Annotated in this window: 14 protein-coding genes and 1 pseudogene; 3 read left to right on the forward strand and 12 right to left on the reverse strand. The window is 72.6% G+C overall.

All coding sequences use genetic code 11. The annotated features are described in order from the left end of the window. Positions 1-10: 10 nt before the first annotated feature. Positions 11-1,084, reverse strand: a complete 1,074-nt coding sequence (locus CLM62_RS03690; protein WP_095748430.1) for a MerR family transcriptional regulator — start codon at positions 1,082-1,084, stop codon at positions 11-13. Between the two features lie 135 nt (positions 1,085-1,219). On the opposite strand from CLM62_RS03690, the gene CLM62_RS03695 reads away from it, so the two are divergent. Further along, positions 1,220-2,092, forward strand: a complete 873-nt coding sequence (locus tag CLM62_RS03695; protein ID WP_095748431.1) for a RimK family alpha-L-glutamate ligase — start codon at positions 1,220-1,222, stop codon at positions 2,090-2,092. On the opposite strand, the gene CLM62_RS03700 is transcribed toward CLM62_RS03695, so the two are convergent. The 10 genes from CLM62_RS03700 to CLM62_RS03745 form a co-directional block, all read right to left on the reverse strand. After that, entirely contained in the window at positions 2,082-2,696 is a 615-nt protein-coding gene (locus tag CLM62_RS03700; RefSeq protein WP_095748432.1) for a hypothetical protein, read from the reverse strand. The two genes, CLM62_RS03695 and CLM62_RS03700, sit on opposite strands and share 11 nt — an antisense overlap. Then, a complete protein-coding gene (locus CLM62_RS03705) occupies positions 2,656-3,504 on the reverse strand; it encodes an FkbM family methyltransferase (protein ID WP_095748433.1) in 849 nt (282 codons plus the stop codon). The genes CLM62_RS03700 and CLM62_RS03705 overlap by 41 nt, the downstream gene beginning before the upstream one ends. Next, positions 3,501-3,725 carry a Trm112 family protein gene (locus CLM62_RS03710; RefSeq protein WP_095748434.1) on the reverse strand — a complete coding sequence of 75 codons (225 nt, stop codon included), beginning with the start codon at positions 3,723-3,725 and terminating at the stop codon, positions 3,501-3,503. Before CLM62_RS03710 ends, CLM62_RS03705 begins: the two co-directional genes overlap by 4 nt. After that, entirely contained in the window at positions 3,722-4,627 is a 906-nt protein-coding gene (locus CLM62_RS03715) for a hypothetical protein (RefSeq protein ID WP_095748442.1), read from the reverse strand. Before CLM62_RS03715 ends, CLM62_RS03710 begins: the two co-directional genes overlap by 4 nt. Positions 4,628-4,642: 15 nt before the next feature. Further along, positions 4,643-5,386: a class I SAM-dependent methyltransferase gene (locus tag CLM62_RS03720; protein ID WP_095748435.1), complete on the reverse strand. Its 744-nt coding sequence runs from the start codon at positions 5,384-5,386 to the stop codon at positions 4,643-4,645. Then, complete coding sequence (locus tag CLM62_RS03725) at positions 5,383-6,783, reverse strand: condensation protein (protein WP_095748436.1); 1,401 nt, start codon at positions 6,781-6,783, stop codon at positions 5,383-5,385. Before CLM62_RS03725 ends, CLM62_RS03720 begins: the two co-directional genes overlap by 4 nt. Next, positions 6,780-10,973 carry a DUF3367 domain-containing protein gene (locus tag CLM62_RS03730; RefSeq protein ID WP_095748437.1) on the reverse strand — a complete coding sequence of 1,398 codons (4,194 nt, stop codon included), beginning with the start codon at positions 10,971-10,973 and terminating at the stop codon, positions 6,780-6,782. Before CLM62_RS03730 ends, CLM62_RS03725 begins: the two co-directional genes overlap by 4 nt. Further along, entirely contained in the window at positions 10,970-11,695 is a 726-nt protein-coding gene (locus CLM62_RS03735; protein ID WP_095748443.1) for a class I SAM-dependent methyltransferase, read from the reverse strand. The genes CLM62_RS03730 and CLM62_RS03735 overlap by 4 nt, the downstream gene beginning before the upstream one ends. 5 nt (positions 11,696-11,700) lie before the next feature. Further along, the gene (locus CLM62_RS03740; RefSeq protein ID WP_095748438.1) at positions 11,701-12,855 is read right to left on the reverse strand and encodes a glycosyltransferase family 4 protein; all 1,155 of its coding nucleotides are present in this window, start codon (positions 12,853-12,855) and stop codon (positions 11,701-11,703) included. A gap of 198 nt (positions 12,856-13,053) precedes the next feature. Next, positions 13,054-14,037, reverse strand: coding sequence for a DUF3068 domain-containing protein (locus CLM62_RS03745; protein WP_095748439.1), 984 nt, complete (start codon positions 14,035-14,037; stop codon positions 13,054-13,056). A 412-nt stretch (positions 14,038-14,449) separates the two neighbouring features. Between CLM62_RS03745 and CLM62_RS49705 the strand changes: the two genes are divergently transcribed. Both CLM62_RS49705 and CLM62_RS03750 read left to right on the forward strand, forming a co-directional pair. Further along, the gene (locus CLM62_RS49705; RefSeq protein ID WP_172629387.1) at positions 14,450-14,602 is read left to right on the forward strand and encodes a hypothetical protein; all 153 of its coding nucleotides are present in this window, start codon (positions 14,450-14,452) and stop codon (positions 14,600-14,602) included. A 3-nt stretch (positions 14,603-14,605) separates the two neighbouring features. Next, complete coding sequence (locus CLM62_RS03750) at positions 14,606-15,841, forward strand: helix-turn-helix domain-containing protein (protein ID WP_095748440.1); 1,236 nt, start codon at positions 14,606-14,608, stop codon at positions 15,839-15,841. Between the two features lie 309 nt (positions 15,842-16,150). Here the strand turns inward: CLM62_RS03750 and CLM62_RS49710 are convergent. Beyond that, positions 16,151-17,344, reverse strand: a pseudogene (locus CLM62_RS49710) (hypothetical protein); the annotation flags it as partial.

Raw genomic sequence — 17,344 nt, forward strand, 5'->3', positions numbered from 1 at the left:
CCGCCGGAGGTCAGGCCGCGCCCTCCACGACGTCCGCCACCACACAGCTGACGTTGTCCGGGCCACCGGCGCCGTTCGCCTCGGCGATCAGCGTGAGGACCGCCTCGTCGGGGGTGCCGGCGTCGGTGAGGACGGTGCGGATGCGGGCGTCGGGGACGACGCCGTAGAGGCCGTCGGAGCACAGGAGGTAGCGGTCGCCGGGGTGGGCGTCGTGCAGACGGAGGTCCGGGGCCGCGGGGGGCTCGCCGGGCAGGGCCTTCAGGAGCAGGGCGCGCTGGGGGTGGGCCGTGGCCTCCTCGGGGGTGAGCCGGCCCTCGTCGATCAGGGACTGGACCACCGTGTGGTCGTGGGTGATGCGGAACAGGCCGCCGTCGCGCAGCAGGTACGCGCGGGAGTCGCCGATGTGGACCAGGGCCAGGCGGGAGCCCGTCCACAGCACGGCGGTCAGGGTCGTGCCGGCCTCGTCCGGGCCGCCCGCGCCGTTCGCCACGTCCCGGACCGCCTCGGTCGCTCCCCGCACCGCCTCCTCCAGGAGATTGAGGACGTCGCCGGCCGGCAGTTCCTCCGTGTCCAGGAATCGCAGCGCCTCCACGGCCGCGCTGCTCGCGGGGGCGCCCGCGGGTCCGAAGCCGTCCGCGACCGCGAGCAGTCGGCTTCCCGCATACGCCGTGTCCTGATTGCCGGGTCGGACCCGGCCTCGGTCCGAGTGGGCGGAGTAACGCAGTTCCAGCATGGTGGTGTCGTCCTTCCTCGGCTGTGCTGTCAGTTGGCTCACGAGGAACGCGGCGAGATCCCGCCGTACGGCCGTGTCCGCCTCGACCTGCGCCCAGTAGGCGCGGATCTCCTTGGCCGCGGCCGGGGGCAGCAGGGCACACACCTCACGGATCCGCGCGAGCGGCATGCCGAGCCGCCGTAGCCACGCCACCAGCCGGGCCCGCTCCAGCTGCTCCACCGCGTAGTACCGGTAGCCCGTGTCCGGGTCCACCCGCGCGGGCCGCAGCAGGTCCAGCTCGTCGTACAGCCGCAGCGCCTTGGGCGACAGCCGGGACGCCTTGGCGAAGGCGCCGATGGTCAGCCACTCCATGCGGGCTCCCCCTTCGTTCCTCGCCACCGATGCTGGGGCTTCACCAAAGGGGAAGGTCAAATGGGTTGCCGCGGTTGCGGCGGCGGCGGTTAGCCTGCGGACTCACGAGACATCCAGGACAGGAAGGGACCCGACGTGCCCCGTGTCGCCCTCGTCACCTACAACCCCCGGCCGGAGCCCAGCAAGGACGCCGACCTGCCCGTGCTGCTGGAGGCACTGCGCGCGGCCGGGGCCGAGGCGGACGCCGTGTTCTGGGACGACGCCGGCGTCGACTGGGCCGGTTACGACCTCGCCGTCATACGGTCCACCTGGGACTACAGCTGGCGGGCCGCCGAGTTCGTGGCGTGGGCGGAGCGGTGCGCCAAGGCGACGCGGCTGGCGAATCCGGCGGCCGTGGTGCGGTGGAACACCGATAAGCGGTATCTGGGGGATCTGGCGGACGCCGGAGTGCCTGCCGTCCCGACCCGCTATCTCGCGCCCGGCGATCCGGCCGACCTCCCCGACGACCACGAGTACGTCGTCAAGCCCACCTCCGGCGCGGGCGCCCGCTACGCCGCGCGCTACACGCCCGAGCAGCGGGAGACGGCCGTACGACACCTCGCGCGCATGCACGAGGAAGGGCTCACCGCGATGGTCCAGCCGTATGTGACGGCCATAGACACCGGCGGTGAGCGGGCCCTGCAGTTCTACGGCGGCCGGCTCCTGCACGCCAGCCGCAAGCGGGCCGTGCTCGCCCCCGGCACCGCCTTCGACGCGGACAAGGTCGCCCACCCCGGCCTGGAGCGCTGGACCCCGACCCCGGCCGAACTCGCCGTGGCCGAGCGCGCGTTGGCCTCAGTACCGGACGCGGACGAGCTGCTGTACGCCCGCGTCGACCTCGTGGACGGGGAGGACGGCCGGCCGCGGGTGATGGAGCTGGAGCTGGTCGAGCCGAATCTGTTCCTGTTCCTGCATCCGGAGTCGGTACCGGCCGTCGTCGAAGCCGTCCTGGCGGCGGCTACCCGGTGACCGCCACCCGCTGCAACAACCCCCACGTGAACTCCGCGACACACTCCCGCCGCACCCCCTGACCGTCCGGCGCCGTGAAGGCGAGCCCCCAGCGGGTCGGGGCCGAGCCCTGGAGGGGTCGGGCGGGGGCGAAGGCACGGGCCGCCTCGTCGACCGTGCAGGACCAGGGGGTGAGGTCGTCGAGGGTGCGGAGGGGAGGTCCTTCGATGCCGGGGGCGCGGATCAGCCATTCGTTCCAGACGGCGCCGTTCGGGGCGAGGAGGACCTCGAAGCGCAGGTCGGGCCAGAGGGGGACGGGCCACAGGCGGGCCTCGCACTCCAGGTCTCCGATCTTGCGGGTGAGGACGGACTCGGGTGCGCCGAGGATCGAGCGGTAGCGGGAGGCGGCGGAGCGGGACCGTGGGGAGCGGACCATCGCCTGCCAGCGCTTGTTGGCCTCGCGCATGTCCGCGATCGAGGCGCCCAGGGCGTGGCGGGCGTCCTCCACCAGGTCCGGATTGTGGTCGGCCATGCGGCGAAGCAGGACCAGCTGGAAATCCAGCGGGGTGAAGGGACGGAAGGGACTAGGACTGGCCGGGGGTTTTCCGGAGGGCATGGGAACCATCGTGCCGCACGGTCTCTTCGGCGCCCGGGCGGCGGCCGTCCGGGAGGAAGAGCACCGAGTTGACGTAGCGCGGTCGGCTGCGGAAGGGCAGCACGCGGCGCAGCAGGCCGTGCGTGACGACGTAGGCGGCGCGCTCCTGGTGGGCCTCCAGCGGGAAGTCGGTGAGGGGGACCCAGGAGTCGCCGGGCAGCACCCAGCCGTCGTAGCCGAGCAGGGACAGGTACGTCACCACGGGGGCGATCGGCTGGATACGAGACTCGAGCTCCACGAAGAGGGCCGGCCGGTCGCGGGCCAGCAGGCCCGTCGCCCCGCGCAGCACCGACAGCTCGCTGCCGTCCACGTCGACCTTGATGAAGCCGACGTTCCGCAGGCCCAGGTCGTCCAGGGCGACGCAGCGGACGTCCAGGGCGTGGCCGTGGATGTCCCGGCGGACCAGGGACGACACGCCCCGGTCGCCGGAGTCGTCCGCCGGCAGCCAGAGCCGGGCGGTGCCCGGTTGGTCCGCGGCGGCGGCCTGGACCACGTCGACGTTGGCCGGGGCCGCCGAGGTGAGCAGACGGGCCAGATGCGGGACCGGTTCGACGGTCACCACCCGGTGGGCCCGGGCGGACAGGCGGCGCGTCCAGGGGCCGTACCAGCCGCCGACGTCCACGGCCGTGCCGCAGTCCGCCGGGCACAGGTCGCCGAGGCGGGCCAGCTCCGGTTCGAATCGGGGGTAGACGGCTCGGGCTGCCGCGGCGACCAGGCGGGTGGGCAGGAGGGGGGCGAGCCGGGCAGCCAGCGTGGTGGTGGTGCTCGCGGTGCTCATGGGGCCATCCGTTTGAGGAGTTCCTCGTGTTCGTCGTCCGGGACCTGCTCCCCGGAGGCCGGCAGCAGCTGCGGGATCCCGTCGACGATCGGGTAACGGCGGCGCAGGCGCGGGTTGTACAGGGCCTCGGTCCGCGCCGGCCCGTCGGGGACGACAAGGTGCAGCGGGCCCTTGTCGAGCGGGCACGCCAGGATCTTCAGCAGTGGGTCGTCGGGTTTCACGGTGGAGTCAACTCCTTGGCAGCGGTGGGGGGTTGGGGTGCTCGGTCGTGTTTCGGCATGGTCAGCAGTACGGAGACGGCGAGGGCGGTGCCCGCGAGGCGCAGGGCGAGCCGCAGCGGGTCCTGCGGCAGGGCCTCGCCGAACGAGAGCGTGCCGAGCACCGCCGTGAACAGGCAGGTCACCGTCGTGCACACCGGCACGATCAGCGAGGCCCGGCAGCGCTGCAGCGCCGCCTGTGACATGACCAGGCCGAACGCGCCGGTGAAGAGGAGGAGGTACGGATACGGGGAGCGGAGCAGGTCGAGCAGCGCGCCGCCGAGTCCGCTGGTGGTCAGGTAGCCCGACACGCCCTTGATGGCGAGCGAGCTGACGCCGTAGAGCAGGCCCACCGCCACGCCGTACTCGACGCCCGTGGTCGGCGCCCGGTGGCGGTGGCGGGCGAGCCGCTCGGCGTTGTTGTACAGCCACACGCCCGCCGCCAGCGACGGCACGCACACCAGCAGGACCAGCGGGTACGGGGCCGCCTGACTCACGGTGTCGGAGCTCTCGTTCAGCGACAGCACGACCATGAGCAGCGCGGCGAGGATCGCGCCCAGCGCGTACCGCTCGCGGCCGGTGGTCTCCTCGCCCAGCAGCCGGGCGGACAGCAGCACGAGCAGCACCAGACCGGAGACGAAGATGCCCTGCGCGGCGGCGATCGGCAGGGTGCGGTAGACGGCGAGCTGCGCGCCGAAACCGGCGGCGAGCGAGAGCGAACCGCCGATCCACAGCGGACTGCGCAGCACCAGCCCGAGCAGCCGGGCCGGCTGCCGGACGCTGACCTCGGGCAGGGCGGTCAGGGCGCGTTTCTCCAGGACGAAACCGGTGCTGTACAGGGCGTTCGCCAACAGGGCCGCGGCCACTCCCCACCACATGGCCTAGGTCCTCCTCCGCGCGTGCAGGAGCAGGATCGACGCGAGGGAGGGTCTGGCGCAGGCCAGCCGGTCCAGTGGTCGCAGCGGACGCGGTACGCCGTGGAAGGGGGCGCCTTCGAGGCGTACGACGTCGAAGCCGGCGGCGGTGACGAACTCCCGTAAGGCGCGGGCGGTGTAGAGCCGCAGATGTCCTACGACCTCCCGCCCCGGCCGACCGTGAATGGCCCGCAGGCTGACCTCCGAGAACACCGGCTGGACGCCGGCCAGCAGCAGGGCGCGGTTGTACCAGGCGGCCAGGTTCGGGGTGGAGAGCATGAGGTGGCCGCCCGGGCGCAGGACGCGGCGGATCTCGTCGAGCGCCGCGTCCGGGTCGACGAGGTGCTCGATCACCTCGCTGAACAGCACGGCGTCCGCGGAGGCGGTGCCGAACGGCAGTCCGTCGCCGCTGAGTTCGCCGCGGATCGTGTACGTCAGGTGGGTACGGGCGCGTTTCAGGGCGTCCTGGGACCAGTCGACGCCGATGAGGCGGTGGCCGGTGAGGAGGGGGGCGGCGGTGGCGGCGGCGGTGCCGTCGCCGCAGCCGATGTCGAGGATGGTGCGGGGGGTGCCTGTGCCGGTGGCCGGGCCGAGGGCGGTGGCCAGCATGCGGGCCTGGCGGAGGGAGCGGGGGGTGCCGGAGGCTACGGGGACGGTGGGGTCCTCGTAGAAGTCGCGTAGGTCCTTCGGGAGCTGGGCGGTGGTGGTCATGTGCCGGCCTCCGTCGTGTGCAGGTAGTGCTCGAACAGGTCCCGGAGGTGGGCGCCGTCGCCGTGACCGAGCAGGGCGCGGGACCAGCGCAGCGCGAGGTGCAGGCGGCCGGCCGTGGAGGCGGTGGTGACGGTGAGGCCGCGGGGCATACGGGCCGGCGCGGAGAACCAGACGGCGTGCGCGCGGCCGGCCTCCTCGCCGAAGTCCAGGGGGTACGGGATGCGGCCGATGTTGCTGAGGAGGGTCGTCGAGGTCCAGGGGGCGGCGGCTCGACGGAGGCCTCGGGTGAGTGCGGCTCGCCAGGCGACGGGGGTGACCGGGGCGGTGAGGAGCGTGGCGCCGTGGCCCAGTTGGGGGCGGGGGAGGGATTTGAGGGCGCGGGTGCGGGTTGCCGTGCGGCGCAGGAGGGTGGGCATGTCGGCGGGCGTGGTTCTGGTCAACTCGTCCGGGCTGAAGGGGACTTCGACGAGGCGGGTGCCGTTGCCCATGGGCATGGTGGTGTCTCGGGGGCGGTCGTCCACGGGCATGGTGATGCGGAGGGGGCGGGGGTGTGCGCCGTGTTCCCTGTTCCAGTGGGCGATGGTGAGGGCTGTGGTGACCATGAGCTGGTCGTTCACGGTGTACGGGGAGCCCTTGGGGCGGTGGGGGAGGGGGAGTTCGGTGACGAGGAGGCCGTTGCCGGGGGAGGGTTCGGGGGTGCCTTGGGCTACGCGGGCGGGTTTGGACCAGTTGGAGGGGGTGTCCGGGGGGTCCTGTGGGCTTTCGGGGGTGCGGAGGGGTGCCGGGGCGGGGGAGTTGTCCTTGCCGCCGTAGAGCTCCGCTGCGGTGGCGAGTACACGGAGGCAGGCTGGGCCGTCGAGGGCGGTGTGGTTGATGGTGAGGAACAGGACCGTTCCTTCGCTGTGGGCGGGTGGGGTCGCTCGCCCGCGCTCGCGGGGTGCCGCTCTCTGTGGGACGGGAGCCGCCCCAGCGGCACGACTGCCGGCAGCCAGACCCACTACATCCGTCGCCTCGCTCCCCTCGACCGGCCCCGCCCCCTCCACCACCTCCAACCGAATCGGCGGCGACAACGACAACGGCGGCGCCTCCACCAGCGCCCTTGTCCGCGCATCCCGCAACGCATCCCGCCCCGGAGGGAGAACGCTCACCACCTCCACATCCGGCTCAGCCGTCAGCTCCCACTCGTACCGCCGCCGGTACCACCGCCCCCGAGCCTCCCGCATCAGAATGCGCGGATGCCGATGCAGCGCCTCCGTGAACGCCTTCCGCAAACGCACCGGATCGAGCCGCCCCGGCAGATGCACCTCGATGTGGACCGTCTCCGGCTCCTCCTCCTGGAGGCAGTGCCGGGCCACCTCGTCCACGACCGGGAACGGAATGCGCGTGGGTACGGTCATATCGGCTCGCCCCTCCCCTTCTCGACCTCGACGACCGGGGGCAACTGCTGCGTCGGCGCCTCCGTTGCCGCAGGCCCCGGCTCGCGTACGCTCACCAGCCCCGCGAACAGCCCGATCAGCGCCAGCAGTTGGGCCGCAGGCCCGAACGCGCCCTCCTCGGCCCCAACGGGCCGGCCCGCCCCCGTCGCCGCCGCGATCCCCGCCCCCGCGAGGGCCACGAACGCGATCGGCACGAGCAGCGCGTGCCGTCGGTACGCGAGAAGCGCCAGCGCCGGCACCAGCAGCGCGAACCACCCGGCCATCACCGCGCCCACCAGCGTGAGCGCCACCGTGCCGAGCCACAGCCCGGGCGCCGGCGGGAGCGGCTGCGGCACGTCGGGGTTCGGTGCGCGTCGCCGCCACAGGACCAGGGCCAACAGCACCGCGACCGCCACCCCGCTGCCGATCAGCGCCGCGTCGTACGTCGTCGCGGGCTCGTACGACAACTCGACCGCGCCGCCCGCCCCGGCCGGGATCCGCCAGCCCTGCTGCCAGCCGTCCAGCCGTACCGGCGTGAGTTCCTTGCCGTCCAGCGTGGCCTTCCAGCCGTCGTTGAAGTTCTCGTACGTCGTCAGGTACGAGGCCGCTCCCGAGCCGACCGTCACCGCCCGCTGGTCGCCCAGCCAGTCCCGTATCTCCAGGTCACGCGCGACCGGCGTGGGCTCGGCGACCGTGCCGCGGGTCAGGGTCACGTCGGTCAGCGCGAGCGGACCCGCGTCCCCGCCCTCGACCCGGTGCGCGCCCGCCTCGAGCTCCAGCTCCGCATCGTCGCGGCCCGACTGGCAGAGCGTCACATCGACCGGCCGACGCTCCGTCAGCTCCCGTATCCTCCCCTGCACACTCGTCTGGTACAGCTCCCCGTCCACAGCCACCACAGGGCCCTGCCCGCACGGCAGGGAGAACGTCCGGCTGGGCTTCGGCTGCGGTGTGCGGTAGCCGTCCAGGGCCGGGATGTACGCCTCCGTGAGGCCCACCGGCAGTTGCAGGTCCTCGTCGGCGACCGGGTTGTGCAGGGTCAGCGGGGCCGTCTTGGTGATCGTGATGTCCAGCCGGTCCGTGGTGATCGACGGGAAGCGGACCGCGCCGTTCTCGTCCACGCCGGCGATCGTCGCGCCGTCGGGGGAGCTGATGTGCACCTCGGTGGGGCGGGTGGACAGGCCGCCCGCGCCGGGCAGGACGATCTCGTCGATCGGCTGCTTTCCGGTCCAGCTCAGATGGATCGTGGGACGGTCGCCCGCGATCCACGCCGTGGTCAGGTCGCCGTCGGTGAGGTTGCGCGCCGACAGTCCCGCGCCGAGGGTCGCCGTGGTGTCGGCGGTCGCCGTGATGCGGTCGCGCTGGTCGGGCGCGACCTCGTACAGCATCCGGTCGAGCGCCTCGCCGGACACCGGCACCGCGCTCGCCCTCACCTCGTACGTCCCCGCCGTCGCCGTGGAGAAGCGGCGGTGCAGGCCCGCCTCCGTGCCCGTCGGGGAGAACCCGGCCGGGTCGGCGGCGCGGTGCAGCGAGATGACCTCGGCCGACGCCTCGGCGCTCTGGGCGTCCGTGGGGAGGCGAAGCAGGCGCGTCACCTGTACGTCCGGCAGACCGATCTCGGAGAAGCCCGCACCCGCGAGGCCGGTCCGGCGCGCCACCGAGTCGGTGATCGTCAGCTTCATCCAACCCGTCACGCCCGCAGGTGCCTTGACGGTCTGTGTCGAGCCGTCGGGGCGGAGGAAGCTGCTCACCGACCCCTTCTCCGTCTCCACCCGCACCCGCGTCGCCGCCGACCGCACGCTCTCCTGCGGCAACGGCGTGACCTTGAAGGACGACGGCATGTCGTACTCGTCGTCGGTGAAGGCGATCCGCAGCCACTGGCCGTTCGGCGAGCCCGCCACGCCCTCCGTCCACGCCGTGTCCGGGTTGCCGTCGAAGGCGTTCACCGGATCGAACTGCGGGAGGTGGAAGAGCCAGTTGCCGTACGAGGAGGCCGTGACCGAGCGGGCGCCGCGCAGTTCGGCCACCGTCTGGTGGTCCAGGCCCTTGGTGGGCAGGATCTGGTGGGGTTTCTCACCGGCGTCCTGCGCGGCGCCGGACGCGTTGCGTTCGTTCCGGGTGTATGTGTACGACGTGTTGGCGTTGACCAGGCCGAAGCGGGTGTCCGCGCGGCGCAGGCCGTCGCCGACCACCTGGAGGGCGGGGGTGCCGAGCCCGGGATGGTTGTCGCCGGTCAGGACCGTCGCCCGGCCCCGCAGCTCCGACGCGAGCGGCAGCAGCGCCTCGGGACCGCCGGACACGACCGCCGTGTCGGCGACCGGTGCCAGCCCGGCCTGCCCCGGCCGCGGCACGTCCTCGCTCGCCGGCCGGTAGATCTCCACCGCCCGCTGCCTCGGGTAGAGGCCCTCGACCTGGAGCGGGGCGGCGGGTGCGATCCGGCCGCCGGTCATGACCGGGCCCAGACCGGTCACCCGCTGGTAGCCGGACTGCTCCAGGGCCCGCTTCACGGTCGAGGTCGGTGTGTAGCCGATCTGGTCGGGGTCGAGGTCGTTGCGGACGACGACGTAGTACACGCCCGCGCGGCTCAAGTAGTCGGCCAGTCCTGGCACTTCGCCGCCGGTCAGCAGCGCCTGCTCGACCGCGTCCATCGCGCGCCGGTTGCCGGGGGTGCCGAAGGGGACGTAGTCGCGCTGTGCCCAGCGGGACTCGGCGAGCGCGTCGAGGGGCTGGTCGATGGGGGAGCCCCAGGTGTAGATGCCGTGCGCGGTCGCCGGGACGACCAGGGCGCGCGAGTCGGGAGAGTACCTCTCCAGCCAGTCGGCCGTGGACTGCCAGTACTTGGGGAGCTCCTGGAAGGAACCGGGGTTGAGGATCGAGCCGTTGAGGTACGGCCACAGCAGGCCGGGGAGGATCAGCACCGCCGCGATCAGCGGGGCGAAACGACGGCCGCGGATCGGGCGGGCGCCGCGCCGCTCACTCGCCACCCCCACCAGATGGGCGATCCCGAGCACGAGCGCGAGGGCGAGGCCGACCTGGAATTTGTAGATGTTGCGGAAGGGGGCCAGACCGCCGTTCAGCCAGTCCTGCACCACCCCGTGGAAGGGGGCGCCGAACGGGCCGCCGTACCCCGCGAGCAGCACCAGCGCCGCCGTCAGCACGGTCAGCACCAGCCAGCGGCGCTCCGGCATGTCCCGCCGGGCCAGCCCTGCCAGGCCCAGTCCGGCGGCGAGCGCCGAGCAGACGATCACGACCACCGCGGACGCCACCGTCCAGCCGGCCGGCAGCCAGGCCTCGACCAGGTGCAGATAGGCGACCCAGTTCCCGGCGCCGCGCAGGGCCTCCGTCGCCGACATGGTCTCGGTCGTGGTCTGCGAACCCTCCACGTACGGAAGGAAGTTCTCGCCGTAGGTGCCCAGGAGGAGGAGGGGGATCCACCACCAGGCCGTCGCCAGGATCACGCCCGGCGTCCACCAGGCGATCAGCTTGCGCTGCCTGGGCCCGGGCGGGCGGGAGAGCAGGTACAGGCCCGCCGGGAGGAGGGCGGCGAGGGTCGAGGCCGCGTTGACGCCGCCCATGAACGGGACGAGCAGCGCCGAGCGGAGGGCGGCGACGCGGGCGCTGTAGCGTTCGTCGGCCAGCGGGAGCAGCACCCAGGGCAGGAAGGCGCCGGGCAGCGCGGCCGCCGAGGTGGAGCCGACGACGATGGTGAACACCGGCCACAGCGCGTACGCCGCGGCGGCGAGCAACCTCGAGGCGCCGCTGCCGATGCGCAGCCGCTCGGCCAGCCGCAGCGCGCCCCAGAAGGCGACCGACACGACCAGCGACAGCCACAGCCGCTCCACCAGCCACACCGGCAACTGCACGGCGTGGCCCAGCCAGTAGAACGGCAGCATCGGCCACAGATAGCCGACGTACTGGTCCTGGATCCCGCCGAACGAGCCCTGGTCGTGCCACAACTGGCCGAGGTCGGAGATGAACCGGCCCGGGTCGACGGTGACGCCCAGCTTGGTGTCGAAGGTCTGCCGGCCCGGGTGGACCGCCAGGAAGAGGACGAACGCCACGGCCCAGAACCCCAGCAGCCAGCGCCGCGTGCGCGGGACCTCCGGCGGTCCCGACATGATCGCGGTACTGGGGACGGCTGCCGGAGGAGGAGCCTGGACCGTGGACGTCGTCATCGTGGACACCGCCGGAGGATGAGGAGAAGGTTCCAGGTGGCCACCTCACGGATCCCGGGCGCTCTGACCACGGTCTCCGCGAGGAACGGCCAGTAGCGGGAGCGCGCCGAGACGACCGTGACGTCGTCCCGGGCGCGCACCTGCCGCAGGGTCGGGCCGATGTGCACGGCGAACAGGTTCTCGCCGAGGGTGTGCTTGGCGGCCCTTCCGGTACGGCGCCGGTAGCGGGCGCGGGCCCGCTCGGCACCCAGGTAGTGCCAGGGCGCCCACTCGTGACCGCCCCAGGGGGACAGCCAGTTGGTGAACGACACGTAGATCAGCCCACCGGGCCGGGTCACCCGCACCAGCTCGCTGAGGAAGGTCTGCGGATCGGCCACGTGCTCGAGGACGTTGGAGGAGAAGGTGACGTCCGCGACGCCGTCGTAGAGCGGCAGCAGATAGCCGTCGGCGACGACCGTCCCCTCGGGCGGCTTCTCGCCCAGCTCGTGCACGTCGGGCTCGAAGAGGTAGGCGTGCGCGCCGCGGCTGCGGAACTCCTCGGTGAAGTGGCCGCTGCCGCCGCCGACGTCCACCACGGTGTGGCCGGCGACCGGGCCGTCGTAGGCCTCCACCTGGTCGACGGCGTCCCGGGCGAGCAGTGAGTAACAGGCGTCCGGGTCCTCCTGCTCACGCAGGAAGGCGCGGAAGAGGGCCACCGACCGTCGTATCGAGGGGTCCTTCAGACCGGTCACGGCGGCCAGCTCCTCACCGCCTCCGCGGCAACCGCCCGAAACTGTCTCACCGTACGGTCCCAGCGATAGCGTGCCGCCCGATCACGAGCCGCCTTGCCCATGAGTTCGCGGCGATGGTGGGAGAGCGCAAGGGTGCACCAGGCCGCCGCGAACGACGACTCGCCGGCCGCGAGGACACCCGTCTCCCCGTCCACGACGGAATCCCGCAGCCCAGGGACATCGAAGGCGATCGACGGGGTCTCGCGGGCGGCAGCCTCCGTGACCACCAGCCCCCACCCCTCCACCGCCGAGGGATGCAGCAACAACCAGGCCGCGCACAGCAGCCGGTGCTTCTCGGCCTCGGAGACATGCCCCGTGAACTCCACACCGGGCCCGGCGAGTTGCTCCAGCCGCTCCCGCTCGGGCCCGTCGCCGACGATCAGCAGCCGGCCGCCGGTGACCGGCCGCACCCGCTCCCACAGCCGCAGCAGCAGATCGATCCGCTTGTACTCGACGAGTCGGCCCACCGCGACGAACAGCGGGTCGGGCGACCGGTCGGCGCGCGGCCCGGGCTCCTCGACGCCGTTGTGCACGACCCGGATGCGGTCCCGTTCGACACCGATCGCGCGCAGGGCGTGGGCGGTCGAGGGGGAGACGGCGACCAACAGGCTCCGATGCTGCGCCGCACCGGCCAGTGCCCAGTGTTCGAGTCTTCGGCCCAGGCGTGCGGCCGGGGTCAGCGGCCCGCCGAACCGCATCTTCCACAGGTCGGTGTGGACGTGGTTGACCAGGCACAGGGTGGGCCCGTGGTGCCACAGGGGTGCCAGGTACGGCATGCCGTTGCAGACCTCGACCAGCAGGTCGCAGTCGCCGACCTGGCGGGCGAAGGCCGAACGGGCGCGCAGGTAGTGGCCGAACTCGCCGCCGGCCGACACGACCCGGTAGTCACGGTACGAGGCGGGCCCTCCGCACAGCAGGGTCACCTGGTGGCCGAGCCGGGTCAGTCCGTCGGCGAGTCGGTCGACCAGCAGCTCGGAGCCGCCGGCGGCCGGGTTGTCCAGATCTCGATGGGCGAGGAAAACGATGCGGCGCGGGGGTGGGGGGAGCGCCGAGGGGTGCTGCGCGGCGCGTGGGGCCGCGGCGCGCAGCTGGGAAGGCACGTGCTGGGGCATGGGTGCTCCAACTCGTCTCAGGGTGCGGAACGAAGCGTGGGGGAAGAGGGTTTGCGTTCCTGTGGGGGGTCTGAGTGCTTTTTGCGTGGTGGGTGTGGACGGACTGTGCTCGGGTGGGGTGGACAGTTTTCGCCGAGCCGTCCGCCACGGCTACTCACGCACGTGACAATTTCCGGCTTTATTAGAGCTGACGTCACGTCACATCGTGAGCGAGGGCTCTGGGGTAACGACCGTATCGGTCGAATCCGGGCGCCGCCCTCGTGCCACCAAAACGCCCCCCACTACCGCCAGGACGAATCCGGCCACTGCCGCCCCGATCGGCAAGGTCGCGCTCACCAGGCGCAGTTGACGGCTGTCCTGCTCGGCCTGCCGCACGGCCTCCTTCTGCGTATCCGTGGTGAACGCGATCTTCCGGCTGTCCAGCAGCACCGCCGCGTCCTTCTTCGCCCCCGGCGCCCTGAGCGTCCGCTTCGGGCCGATCTGCGCGTAGATCACCCGGCCGGTGGCCTGGTCGACGACGAGCTCGATGCCGTGGTTGGAGTACCACTCCTCGGCCAGCACCTGCGGCCGGTCGGGCTCGTCGACGATGCTGCCCGGGACCAGCCGGGAGCCGGCCTTCGTCGGCGGGACCGTGCCGGTGAACCGGTATCCCGTGTAGCCCTGGATCTTCTTGGTGCCCTGGTAGCGCAGGACGACCGTCCCGCCGAGGGTGTTGTCCCACCACTGGTAGGAGCGTTTCTGCACGTCGAAGGGGAACTTCAGGTAGGCCTCGCCCTCGATGTACGGGGTCTCCTCGCAGCAGTGCACCGGCTTGGTCGTCCTGCGGTCCATGACCCAGCGGTGCGGGGTGAACAGCAGCGCGTCGTGCGGGTCGGCGGCCGGCAGCGACTTGTCGGTGTCGACCGTGGTCGTCACGTCCCAGACGGCGTTGCCGCTGCGCTCGCTGTCGTCCACGTTGCCGCGCACGCGCTGGGTGATGGTGATCCGCTGGCCGGACACGGTCTCGATCCGCTCGGTGTCGAAGACGCTGCCCGTGCCGCGGTAGACGGCGGTGGTGTCGATGTCGATGGGGTTCACGGCGGCCCGCGGTGCCACGTACCAGGCGAGCAAGGGCGCCAGGACCAGCAGAAACGTGCCGAGACCCAGCAGGATCAGGGAGAGAGGTGAGGCTGTACGGCGCATCCGGGCACTCCTGGGGCGTGGGATTGCGGAGTTGGGGGCCGTTCTGGGCCCTGTCGTCACACTCCCGTCGTCCGCCCGGAGGGCGGGCCCCGCGGCGTCTGGTGCGTGCAGCTGCAAGGCGGAGGAAGGAGTCGACGCGGAGCGTCGGCGACTGACGACAACGCCGCAGATGCGCGTGCCAGGCGTCGCGGGGCAGGCGGGAGTGTGACGACAGGGCCCTTGGGCCGGGAACCGTAGGCGCCCCTTGACGGAGTGTCAATGTCTTGTCGACACTGGGCCGGACAGACAGGGTGGGACGCCCGGGTGGGGCGACCTCCGTACGGACTCGGACGACTCCGTACGGATTCCGGACCGATTCGGGACGGATTCCGAAGATTCCGGATGGATTCCGGACAGAGAGGCTGACCCTGCGATGTCCAGACTGCTTGCCGCCGCACTCACCGTCGCGCTCGCCGCCGCCCTCGCCGTCGGGGCCGCGCTCGGCGTCGTCGCGCTGCTCGAGGCGCGGCCCGACCAGCCGAACACCCCCTTGATCACATACGAGCAAGCAGGCCAGGGGAGTTGACCCGTGACGAGCCGCCCGGCAACCGTCACCCGCTCGGCCTGGCACGACGTACCCCGCTTCCAGGTACGCCAGTTCGCGGCGATCGCCATGGCCGAGGCACCCGCGCTCGCCGAGGAGATCATGCGCGAGATCCGCCGCGAGTACCCGCATCTGCCCGTCGTCCTCGACGAGTCGGGCGAGCCGATGGCACTGATCGGCATCCGCCGCGCCATCGAGGTCTTCGTCCAGCACCTTCAGACCGCGGAGGGCCGCCCGACGGTCCCGCCGGGCGTCTTCCAGGAGTTCGGCCGCGGCGAAGGCCTCAACGGCCGCAGCCTGGACTCCTTGCAGGCGATCTACCGGATGGGCGTACGGCTGGCCTGGCGCCGTTTCGCCGAGATCGGCCAACGCGTCGACATCCCGCCGCCGGCGATGTACGAACTGGTGGACGCGGGCTACGAGTACCTCGACGGCCTGGTCGACCAGTCGGTACGCGGCTACGCGGAGGCGGCCGCACGACAGGCCGGGGAACGCCTGCGTCTCCAGCGCCGCCTGATGGAACTCCTGCTCGCCGAACACCACCGGGGCGACCCGGCCGACGCACTGACCGAACGTGCCGCCCGGATCGGCTGGCCGCTGCCGGAGAAGGTCGCCGTCGGCGTGTTGCTGCGCCCGGCGCGGGAGGCGGTGGCGCCCGCGGTGGGGCAGGGCGTGCTGCTCGACATGGAGTACGAGCAGCCGCGGATGGTGGTCCCCGAGCCGGACGCCGCGGGCCGGTCCGAGCTGCTGCACCGGGCCCTGACGGGCTGGGCGGGGGCGATCGGCCCGCCGGTCCCCCTCGCCGACGCGGCGAAGTCGCTGCGCTGGGCCGAGGCGGCGGTACGGCTGATGGAGCGGGACCTGCTGCCGGTGGGCGAAGTCCTCTACTGCACCGAGCACACGGAGGCACTGGTCCTGCTCCAGCCGGAGGAACTGATCGACGACCTGGCCCTGCGCTGCCTGGCCCCGCTGACCCACTGCGGCCCCACCCACGGCCGACGCCTCGCGGAGACACTGCTGGCCTGGCTGGAAACCCGGGGCGGGGCACCAGAGGTGGCGACCCGCCTCGGCGTCCACCCCCAGACGGTCCGCTACCGCCTCCGCCAGATCCGCGAACTGTGGGGCGACGAGATCGACGACCCGGACCGCCGCTTCGAACTGGAACTGGTGCTGCGGGCGCAGCGGTTGCGGGGGACGTTGGGGGAGATGCGGCGCGGCTAGGGCCTGTTGCGAAAGTCCCGTCGTCCGCCCGTAGGGCGGGCCCCGCGGCGTCCGGTGCGTGCTCTCGGCGTGCCGGGTGCAAGCCCTCGTACTGGATGTACTTGGGCTTGTGCCCGGTGCGGCGAGAGCGCGTGCCGGGCGTCGCGGGGCAGGCGGGACTTTCGCAACAGGCCCTAGGGCCCTTCTGATGGCCCTAGGCGTGCTGTCCGGCGGATCAGGTCGCGGACAGGCCGCACGTGAAGCGACCGGGGTGCGGGGCGCGCGACAGCGCCCCGCACCCCGGTCGGGAGATCGACCGGCGTCAGGAGATCAGCGGCGGTTCTGGAAGCGCAGCTTCAGCCGCGGCGAGAAGCGCACGGCCGCGACACCCAGGGCCGCGAGGGCAGCCGCAGCGCCCAGCATCAGGCCGATGCCGCCCGCGCCGGTGCTGGCGAGGCCGCCGCCGCTCGTGGTCTGCGTCGAGTTGTCGTTGCCGGAACCCGAAGCGTTGTTGTCGTCCGAGGTGCCGCCCGAGGTGTCGCCCGTGGTCCCGGCGGCGGAGTCGGACGGGCTGGGCGAGGCCGACGGGGACTCCGACGGGTCGGTGTCGACCTTCTCGACGACCTCGACGGTGAAGGTGGCGGACGCGCCGCCGCCGACCGTCGCGGTGATCGTGTACGTGCCGAGCTCGTCACCGGCGACCAGCTCGCGCGAGACGGCCTTGCCCTCGGCGTCGGCCGTCGCCTGGACGCCGACGGCCCTGCCCCCGAACGTGGGGCCGTTCCAGCTGTCGCCCTGGACGAGGTAGTTCACCTTCGCGCCGGCGGCCGGCTTGCCGTCCTCGGTCACCAGGACCTGGAGCGCCTCGGCGAAGGGCTGGCCGGGCTCGGCCTGCTGCTTGTCACCGGCGACGACCTTCACCTCGTTCGCCAGGTTCTTCATGTGCACGGTGAAGTCCGTGGAGAGGCCGCCCGGCGCCGTCGCGCGGACGGTGAAGTCGCCCTTCTTGCTGCCGCTGGTGTAGATGACCGGCGTCTGCACGCGGCCCTGGGCGTCGCTCGCCAGCACGACGGACGTGGTGTTCTCGCGCTCGCCGAAGTTCAGGCCCAGCTTCTCCGGGTCGTTGATCGCGAACTTCACCGAGACGCCCTCGACCGGCTTGCCGTCCTTGTCCCGGACCACTGCGGCCATCGGCGGAACCTCGTAACCCAGCTCGACGGACTGCTCCGCGGCGGTGGCCGGGCTCAGCTCGGCGGGCGCCACGGCACCCTTCCACTGGATCACCACGCGGCCGTTGCCGCCGATGAGGTTGGCGCCGCCCTCGGCGATCCCCTCGGTCTCCGGCTCCCACCCCTTCGACCAGAACGGGTCGTCCTTCGCGGGCGCCGTGTTGCGGTCGCCGCTCTCCAGGCGGGCGCCGGTCACCCGGTCGGGGTTGGCGTACCCGGTGCCGCCTCCGCCGCTGCCGCTGCCGCCGCCCTTCGGGTCGTCCGTGCCCGCGCCACCGCCGCCGCCGGCGTAACC

The sequence above is a fragment of the Streptomyces sp. SA15 genome (assembly GCF_002291145.1).
Taxonomy (GTDB): domain Bacteria; phylum Actinomycetota; class Actinomycetes; order Streptomycetales; family Streptomycetaceae; genus Streptomyces.

Coding starts and splice junctions, on each gene's coding strand:
- CLM62_RS03690 (WP_095748430.1), bottom strand. CDS start 1,084: ATGGAGTGGCTGACCATCGGCGCCTTCGCCAAGGCGTCCCGGCTGTCG.
- CLM62_RS03740 (WP_095748438.1), bottom strand. CDS start 12,855: ATGCCCCAGCACGTGCCTTCCCAGCTGCGCGCCGCGGCCCCACGCGCC.
- CLM62_RS03725 (WP_095748436.1), bottom strand. CDS start 6,783: ATGACCGTACCCACGCGCATTCCGTTCCCGGTCGTGGACGAGGTGGCC.
- CLM62_RS03745 (WP_095748439.1), bottom strand. CDS start 14,037: ATGCGCCGTACAGCCTCACCTCTCTCCCTGATCCTGCTGGGTCTCGGC.
- CLM62_RS03720 (WP_095748435.1), bottom strand. CDS start 5,386: ATGACCACCACCGCCCAGCTCCCGAAGGACCTACGCGACTTCTACGAG.
- CLM62_RS03730 (WP_095748437.1), bottom strand. CDS start 10,973: ATGACGACGTCCACGGTCCAGGCTCCTCCTCCGGCAGCCGTCCCCAGT.
- CLM62_RS03700 (WP_095748432.1), bottom strand. CDS start 2,696: ATGGTTCCCATGCCCTCCGGAAAACCCCCGGCCAGTCCTAGTCCCTTC.
- CLM62_RS49705 (WP_172629387.1), top strand. CDS start 14,450: ATGTCCAGACTGCTTGCCGCCGCACTCACCGTCGCGCTCGCCGCCGCC.
- CLM62_RS03705 (WP_095748433.1), bottom strand. CDS start 3,504: ATGAGCACCGCGAGCACCACCACCACGCTGGCTGCCCGGCTCGCCCCC.